The following is a 5,659-nucleotide window of genomic DNA, read 5'->3' as shown; positions in this document are numbered from 1 at the left end:
ATTTATCTCCCATCGTTATTCTTATAAAAGTTGATTTAAAGGCTGTATTCCCTTTATCTCTTGCTAAGATACTTAACTCTTAAAAATCATTGTCTTACTAATCATACAAGCGTTTCTATTTAAACACTTATTATAATATGCATCAGCGTGTTATCCACCTTTAGCAGTAGTTAGCAGAGGAACGTAGCCGAATTAAAACACGAGATCTAATGACATACTTTTTACGAAATAAAGCATTAGAAAATTTTAGTCAAATGTTCACTTTGACTGGTGAGAGTTTCGAATATGCTGGCACACTTTGGGGCAAAAGCGCGTTAGCCCGAAGCCAGCGTAAAATAGCTGTGTTTTCGCGTGTGAACCAGACTAGGCAAGTCTGATTCACCATGGATAATCCTTACCGTAATTAATGAATCAATGTGAGCTGTTTAATCACGCGCTCTTGCATCCAAATAGGTCTGGTTGCCAACCACTTAATGAGTAGCCCAGCTGGCAACTGAGGTATGTCAATTAGACGGATTTTACCAATTTCGTTATACTGTATTTGTGACATAAATTTAGATTCCTTATTTCCTAGGTTTTGGCACAGGCCAGTGATGATCTGATCCATCATCATTGGCCAATCTATAGGTTGCGCGTAAACATATTGAGGTAGCTATACAAAAAAAAGATAGCTAGCTATCTTTTTGAAATTTCATTCAACATACTTGAAAGTCGTACAGACCCAATACTCTCAACCAGTTTAGTAATGGCAATATCAAAAGTTTCCTGGTCACTCTTAGAACCAACAGCCTCACCTAATTCGCTTAAAAGTTCATCCATACCAACGCGAATTTTGATATTTTTTTGAATGACATAAGGCGAACGTTTACGTTTTTCGCGGCGCGTAAAGCCTAGAGTCTCACTTTGGGCCTCAACTTCTTTCAACTGCCGCTCGGTCAATGGCTGAGCCTTAGAGCTTGTAGCCGCTAACACTTTAAAAAGTGAAATATCATCATCACTTTCATCAATTACTATTTTAGTGCGTGGGTTATCCATTATTAACCTCCAACAGCATACGTTTAACATCATTAGCATACGCTTTAGCATTGATAGCCGCTTTGTCTGTACCAGATACCAACGCAGGATCTAAATTGTTTACCGTCCCACCATAGCTGCGAACAGCTCTAAATGCTTCACGGTCAATCAAACTTGAATTAAGGATATGAACACCACTCTCAATAAAATCTTGTTTAATCAGTTTTAATAATCTGGTTTGTATCGCGGCACTTGTGCGAGTCAGTAAGATACAACAAGGGATCTTCCGTCCCAGTAAACGGCCTTGCTTGCGGATCAAACCGATGGTTCTTGCTGCTTCGCTGGCATCGTCCTCTGATCCCTGACAGGGAACGATAACCAAATCAGCCCGACTAATAGCCTGTGTCACTGCAAAGTTAGCTGTTCCTTCAAGATCTACCAACACAAATTGAGTCTGAGAACTTGCAGTTTCAATATCATCAAGAACAGTATCTTCCGTTGATTTTTCAATCAAAACCAGATTTGACGGACAACCGTTTTTCTTAGCCCATCCCGCGCTATGCTGGTTGGGGTCGGTATCAATCAGGGTAATTTTTATACCACTTTCTGATGCTTGTCGGCATAGTTCGCCGGCTAATGTAACGCAAGCCGTGGTCTTTCCCGCCCCACCTTTACTTTGTGCAAATGCAATAACAGTCATTATTAGTTCTCCATATAGCAAAAGATAGCTAGCTATCAAACAGTATACTAGCTATACAAAAACAATCTAGCTAGCTATATTAAAACATGATAGCTAGCTAGATTCAATAGTAGATAGCTAGCTATCTTTACTATATCTAGCTATATTATTACTTTGTTTCGAAGATTGCTAAATTTGCCCAACGCGCCAAAAATGTAAAATTATGGAATTCGGCGTAGAACCCTACAGAGCACTGGAGTTACTGTGTCAATGAACATGATAAGCCACTACTCGTTCACCCTTGCAGAACAGGTGCTAAATGGAAGCAGCAAGTGGAGCTTGATGAATGGCCTTAGCGTACGTTTTCGTTCCGCAGGACTTCAAACCCCGATCATGAAGGGGTCTGACGCTCAGTGGAACGAAAACTCACGTTAACGGGTTATGAACGGCACCAGAACGTCATATATTACCGGCAGGTAAAAAACTTAGCATCCGCGAAACGGCAGATGCAACGGGCTACCGTGCTTCGCAGATTTACCGCATTCAGGCTCTTTATAAAGATGCGGTGTCTGATTAACAAATAATCATAACGTACAATAATTTTCGATATCTAAACTGACCCCTACAAGCCAAAAATTTTAGAAAAGCTACAATTAACGCAAATTTTCCCATTATCTTTTAATAAATTTATCTTTATATTTTAGCTAGTTAATACCATTGTATTGTATCATCACATGCACAATACAATGGTTAAACCATTTTATTCATCTTTGGCTTTATCTATGGTGTTAAATCAGCTTTTAAAACAGGTTTTTGATTTGATTTTTATCTAATGCTAAAACCTATTCGAATCTTGGCATTACGCTTGCAAAATCCCTTCTGCTAGACGCTTTTTTCTTTAGCAACTGACTTGCAGCACGTTTGAAGTTTAACGGTCGGAGACAAAATCAACTTACAGCGCTGCTTTTAATCTCTTGTAGAAGCGACTGATTTATCAGTCATCATTTTTAAGTCTTTTGCTATAGATCTTTTTATCTTTCATTTTCTAAAGCTAAAAATCAAAAGAAAAATCAAAAGAGGTGAGACTAAAGATCACAACTAACTTTGCAGTTTTTTTTTGTACTTTAAGTTTATTAAAAAGAAAGTATGGCTATACATAAAATATGATCAATCCAATCCAATTTGGCTAAGTAATATTAAGAATTGATGGAGATACTCCTAATAAATTAGGGGTATGAGGGGCTTATTGGACATTGGGACATGAGAAGCATCAGTAATGTACTGATTGATAGTCGAAGAATTAAAAAGGCTTAGAATGTCAATTGGGAGGTACGTAGTAAGCTTCGCGTTCATAGTGAGAGCGAATAAGTGCCAACAATTCTTGAGACGGTTTTATGATTGGCATATTTTGACGAAGAGAACCATCGCGACGATAGCGCGAACTCGCGTAGCGGGGTTTTTGCTTAAATGATTTTCCTGCCAGTTTCAGATCAACGTTATGCTTCGCAGCTGCTGTTCTTACAGATAATCGGTCAGCCCCCAACATTGACATAAGCTTTGTTGATAAATACTTATGGCTCGCTTCAGCATGAAAAGAGGCAACGTGGCCATCCTCATAAATGCTCACCGTATGGCTTTCAATGTGGCCGCATTGAACTAATCGATTAACGTAAAAGTACCAGGTTGATTCTGGTATGTAGACACCGTGACGCATGGCTACTTCTTTACGTAGTTCATCATGAGTAACGTTCTTGCCGCCATGTCTAGTAGCAACGACAATATGACCGTTGTTGACATTACAGTTAACAACAAATGCAGAGAGCATATAGCCTAATATTACTTTAGAACGTGCCTGAGTTTTTCCTCTACACAATCCATCTCCGCGATCTAAAAAATCGTCGCGGTGAGGCAATAGTTTAGATTGGGTTAATAACGTTTGCACAAAATCAGGTAGTCGCTTAGCTTTAAATCCAGCATAAGATGCTACTTTTGCTTTAAAGCCAACAGCTACACCTTTTTTCTTGACGATGTTAGCAAGGCTCTTAATTTCGGCATTGATCTTGTCACGCTCAGCTTTTCTAGCAACTTTTAACCTAATCGCTTCTTCATCGACAGAGTAAGCATTGCCATCTGGCAGTTCTGCCATATGAACATGAGGTATATCAGCATAACTAGATAAAGGAGGATGTTCTTGATAATCATCACTGCTGAATGATGAATAGAGAAGATCTGATTGACTAGAGTTTTGCATCAGACACAATCCCACAGCTATCGCTCGGCATAGATCGTAAGATCTGGCGGCATAGAGGGTATATGTATCTGAGGTGCTGGTGCTGCAAAAGGCAGCCATTGAATAAATTAAGCATTTTTATGATTCTCGATGTTTAAGGGCTGTTTGGGTGATTAGTCCAAACATTGCGGATAACTCTAAACGAAACGATCGCAAAGATCAACGATCTTAATTCACTGAATTTTAGGCACAAAAAAGCCGACCCATCGAGTAGCCGGCTTCGTTGTCGAATGCTTAAGACCAAAGAATCACCAAAGATCACATTCTAGTTTTGAAAAATACACTACATAGAAGACTATGTAGTAGCGTGCTATGTAATGCACTTTTGCTTCAAAACCTAAGAGTATAATAGGTTATTTATAAATAAATTTCATCTTTTTTTTTATTGTTAATCATTTAATGATGATGAAAACCAAAATACTTTACCCTCAACACTAAACCTTACATCACCTTGTTTTACCGTCTCATCAAGATACTGTTTATTAAAGCTTTTCAATGTAATTCCTTCGTTTGATAAACTTAAAATTTTGACTCTAAGCTCCGATCCTAATTTCACAACATATAACCCACCATCATCGATACGAGTTTGGCATGGGTTTACTGCTAAAATAGAGCCTGATTTTAAAACAGGCTCCATAGAATCACCTCGGCATTCTATACAAAAAAGCTTGTCTTTATCGAATTGCTTATCTACAACTGATTTGGGAACAGGATATTCAGAATAGGTTTCATTTTCGTTTAAGCACCCATGACCTGCTGAAGCATTAACACTTTGATAGTAACGAAGAAAAGTAACTTTTTCTCCACAGTCTTTTATTTTGTCATTTTTAAAAGTATCGCCATACAGTAACCAACCTTCATTTACTTTCAGAACATTTGCCAGTTTTAGCAATAACTCTCCGCTCGGGTTGGTTACTTCCCTTTCCCAACTTGAAATAGCTTGAGACGTCACATCCATTAATTTTGCGACATCTTTTTGCTTTAAACCTAAGATTTTTCTTTTTGTTTTTATTCTATTGGATAACTTATCCATTATTTTCATAGCACCTAGAACACACAATCATTCAATTCTAATGCTTTAGCAATAGTTATCATTTTATTGTGTTTATTTTTCATTGTTTTTTGTTGACTATCATTGTTTAGCTCGTTTATTATCCATCCCATGATCATCCATACAGTAATTATCTCTCTTTCATGACCAAGCCGACGCATGTCAATGTCGTTTTAGACGGCAAAACAAACGAAATGTTAGAAGCCTCGGCAAAACGTAACAATCGCTCTAAGCGCAAAGAGGCTCAAGCACGACTCATTGACCACCTTAGCCGCTTCGATGAGATGGGAATGGGTCTAAAAGGAAAAGATAAGTCTTAAATTTTTTTACCATCACGATCCCAAAATGGGATCGCAATACTAAGGAAGTGTTATATGACCACCAAAACCCAACAACCTAATGCACAACAAAGTGAAGTAAACGAAGAAATTCTAAGACTCGCAAAACATATACCCAGTGATAGCACCATATTCATAATGCGCTGCACCTTCCTATTCATCATTTGTGTCATCGCTACTTTGCTGTTGTCTTGGGATGTACATGCTGCAGATCCTTTTGCACCGGCTAAATCTGAAATTGTTGATACCGTTGGCACCGGCTCAACTGCACAGTTCGCCATTCTCGT

6 protein-coding genes are annotated in these 5,659 nt (G+C 38.4%); 2 read left to right on the top strand and 4 right to left on the bottom strand.

Annotated elements, in window-relative coordinates; genetic code table 11:
- Positions 1–675 precede the first annotated feature (675 nt).
- From NE536_RS22295 to NE536_RS22280, 4 genes are all read right to left on the bottom strand, one after another.
- A complete protein-coding gene (locus NE536_RS22295; protein ID WP_012198005.1) occupies positions 676–1,035 on the bottom strand; it encodes a hypothetical protein in 360 nt (119 codons plus the stop codon).
- Positions 1,028–1,714 carry a ParA family protein gene (locus NE536_RS22290; protein ID WP_012198006.1) on the bottom strand — a complete coding sequence of 229 codons (687 nt, stop codon included), beginning with the start codon at positions 1,712–1,714 and terminating at the stop codon, positions 1,028–1,030. Before NE536_RS22290 ends, NE536_RS22295 begins: the two co-directional genes overlap by 8 nt.
- 1,297 nt (positions 1,715–3,011) lie before the next feature.
- Positions 3,012–3,944 carry a hypothetical protein gene (locus NE536_RS22285; RefSeq protein WP_212601034.1) on the bottom strand — a complete coding sequence of 311 codons (933 nt, stop codon included), beginning with the start codon at positions 3,942–3,944 and terminating at the stop codon, positions 3,012–3,014.
- A gap of 427 nt (positions 3,945–4,371) precedes the next feature.
- Positions 4,372–5,016 (bottom strand): S24 family peptidase, encoded by a 645-nt coding sequence (locus NE536_RS22280; protein ID WP_012197975.1) that lies wholly within the window; start codon positions 5,014–5,016, stop codon positions 4,372–4,374.
- Between the two features lie 161 nt (positions 5,017–5,177).
- On the opposite strand from NE536_RS22280, the gene NE536_RS22275 reads away from it, so the two are divergent.
- Together NE536_RS22275 and NE536_RS22270 are read left to right on the top strand one after the other, a co-directional pair.
- A complete protein-coding gene (locus tag NE536_RS22275) occupies positions 5,178–5,354 on the top strand; it encodes a TraY domain-containing protein (protein WP_012197974.1) in 177 nt (58 codons plus the stop codon).
- 54 nt (positions 5,355–5,408) lie between these two features.
- Positions 5,409–5,659 (top strand): hypothetical protein (locus tag NE536_RS22270; protein WP_261274053.1); only part of this gene is annotated, 251 nt, incomplete at its 3' end.

It is taken from the genome of Shewanella septentrionalis, from assembly GCF_025370265.1.
Lineage (GTDB): Bacteria > Pseudomonadota > Gammaproteobacteria > Enterobacterales > Shewanellaceae > Shewanella > Shewanella hafniensis.
The sequence above is the reverse complement of the archived record's forward strand: the minus strand, read 5'-3'. Positions and strand labels throughout refer to the sequence as shown.